Annotated in this window: 1 pseudogene; it reads right to left on the reverse strand. The window is 56.9% G+C overall.

The window, feature by feature from the left end:
* Positions 1–2,534, reverse strand: a pseudogene (locus Phpb_RS25065) (S-layer family protein); the annotation flags it as partial.

Genomic DNA, 2,534 nt, shown 5'->3' on the forward strand with positions numbered 1-2,534 from the left:
CGGCGTGACCGCTGTGGGGGCAGAATGTATCTGACCGGTTTGTCGGTCTGTAATGGTAATATCGGTGCCCTGTGGACGGGTATGGTCCTGCCAGGCCAGCGTTTTCAGGTCGAGGGTTTCTATGACGGGGGCAGGGTCATAATGGCTGCGGCTTTTCCCCTGTGAGGTTTTGGTCCCCCCGAATCCGAACTTTTTGTGTTTGGTCTTTTTGGCATACCAGTGGGTCTGGCGACCTTCATCGGTAGTGATGCGTTCCCCCTGAGTAGCGATATTGTGCAACTCGCCTATCACCCCGTCCAGCGCTCCGCCGGCGATAATTTGGCTGTCGTGATTGGTGACCTGCGCACTGTTAAGCGTGATATTGCCGCCAGCCAGAATTTTACCGGGGTCACTCTGTTTGACTTGAGTTTCCTTAACGGTACGGGTGTACTGATATTCGTAAAAGTCATTACTGCCGCTGCCGTCCGGCATGATGGCATCGTGTACGCCGTATTTATTGTGGCGGGAAGTGTCCACCTGTGACCAGTCGTAACGGGTGGTCTGGCCGCTCAATACCGCGTCATGATGCTGAGACTTTTCTGTTTCGACGACCTGAGTCACTAACCCGGCATTGGTGTTGTTAATCTGGTCGGCATTCATCTTCAAGTGGCGCCCGGCTTCAATCGTCGCCGCGTGGTTATTCAGTTCATGGGCTTGACCGGTGGCCGTCAGGGTATTATCCAACTGGCCGCCGATGTGCAGGTCGCCCACGCTGTAAATCTGGGCATGGTCACGGTTGTTCAGTATTCCGGCGCCAATATCCAGCCGGTCACGCGCCGCAATCACGGCGGCTTTGCCACCCTCTGCGGTGTTATTCAGAGTCCCTGTTTGGAGCGCGAGCTGGTCACCGTAAATACGGCCGGCGCCGGTGTTGTTTAGGGTGTTGGCCGTGAGATGGGTCAGGCCGCCGTCAATCAATCCGGTATTGTTCAGCGTATCGTGAACCGTGATTTGCGTTTGTTTAGCGCTGATTTCACCGGAGGCGTTATTGGTGAGATTGTGAGCGTCCAGATGCAGCGCCTGACCGGCTTTTATCTGGCGGTCATTGATAAGATTACCGGCCGTTTTCAGGGTCAGATTGCCATTGGCCGCGGTGTTGCCGGTATGGTGAAAATCCTCGGTTAAAGTGACCGCCATATCGCCCTGCGATAACAGTTGGCCGTCCCCACTCAGGCCGTGTGCGTTAATCGTGGCGTGCTCCCCGGCAATCAGCGTGCCTTGCCGGTTGTTAATCACCAGATGCGGTTGCCGGGCCTCGCTTTTGAGAGTGAGCTGTTTGCCCGCAGAGACCAGCCCCTGAGTATTATTCAAGGTCTGGCTGATGTTCGCTTGCAGATGGTTGGCTGCCCGTAAAGCGCCCTGGGTATTGTCCACCTGTTGAGCGTTGACCGTCAGGTTTTGCGCTTCCACCCCGTTATCCGTGTGCGCCGTCTCGCGGTTAATCAGGCGAGCGGTGTTCAGGGTCAATTGCTGACCGCCACGGATAAGGCCGCCGGTGTTATCGATTTGGGTGTCAACATTGAGTGTGGTGTCGCCCACCGCCTGCACCTGCCCGTGACGATTATCGAGCTGATGAGTGTTCAGGGTTAACGTGTCCGTGGATAACAATTTGCCGTCCCGGTTATCCAGCGCGGCGTGTCGGGTATCGATAGCCAACTGTCCGCCTTGAAGATGACCGTGGCGATTGTCCAGTGGACCGCTGGTTATTGTGGTTTTTCCTGCTCCAATAATCTGGCCCTGCTGGTTATCCAGTAACTGCCCGTTGGTATCCAGAGTCAGGGCGTCGGCGGACTGTAAGGTCCCCTCGCGGTTTATCAGTTGTCGGCTGTGAATGTCCAGCCCGCCATTCCCGGCAATCTGTCCCTGAGTATTAGTGAGCCTGGCGCCGGTCAGCGTGGTTTTACCGTCCGCGGCGATTATCCCGCCGGTGTTATCAACATCGCCGGCGCGCAGGGTTAACTGCCCGCCGCTTAACACCCGGCCCGACTGATTGTCCAGCGTGTCTTTGACCGCCAGTGTCAGCGAGCCTTTTTCGGCGGCCACGAGGTTGCCGTGACGATTATCGACGGTCGTCGCTTTAAGGTTCAGGTTGCCGTTGCCCGCAAGGGTGCCGTGCTGGTTATCCAGCATTCGGGTGGTGAGGGACAGCGTATCTTTGCCCTGTTGTTGCATTACGCCGCCTTGATGGCTCAGGGTGTCGGCGTTGACGGTTATCTGCCCGGCCTGAGTTTCAGCCTGGTTGAGTTGCAGTTCACCGGCCTGTATCGTCAGGGCGCCATTGGTCAGTAGTTTGCCCTTATCACCCAGCCACCGTTGGGTGTTGAGCGATAATTGACCCTGACCGGCCAACTGCACCGTCCCCTGGTTGTTATCGGCCTGATGCGCGGTCAGATGCAGCGCCTCGCCGTGACTGGCAATAGTGCCCTGCTGGTTGTCGAGCCGGTCGGTGGTGAGGGTCAAGTTCCCCTGATTGAATACCATCCCCTCACGGTTAT

This window comes from Photorhabdus namnaonensis (assembly GCF_001684335.1).
GTDB classification, from domain to species: Bacteria; Pseudomonadota; Gammaproteobacteria; order Enterobacterales; family Enterobacteriaceae; genus Photorhabdus; species Photorhabdus namnaonensis.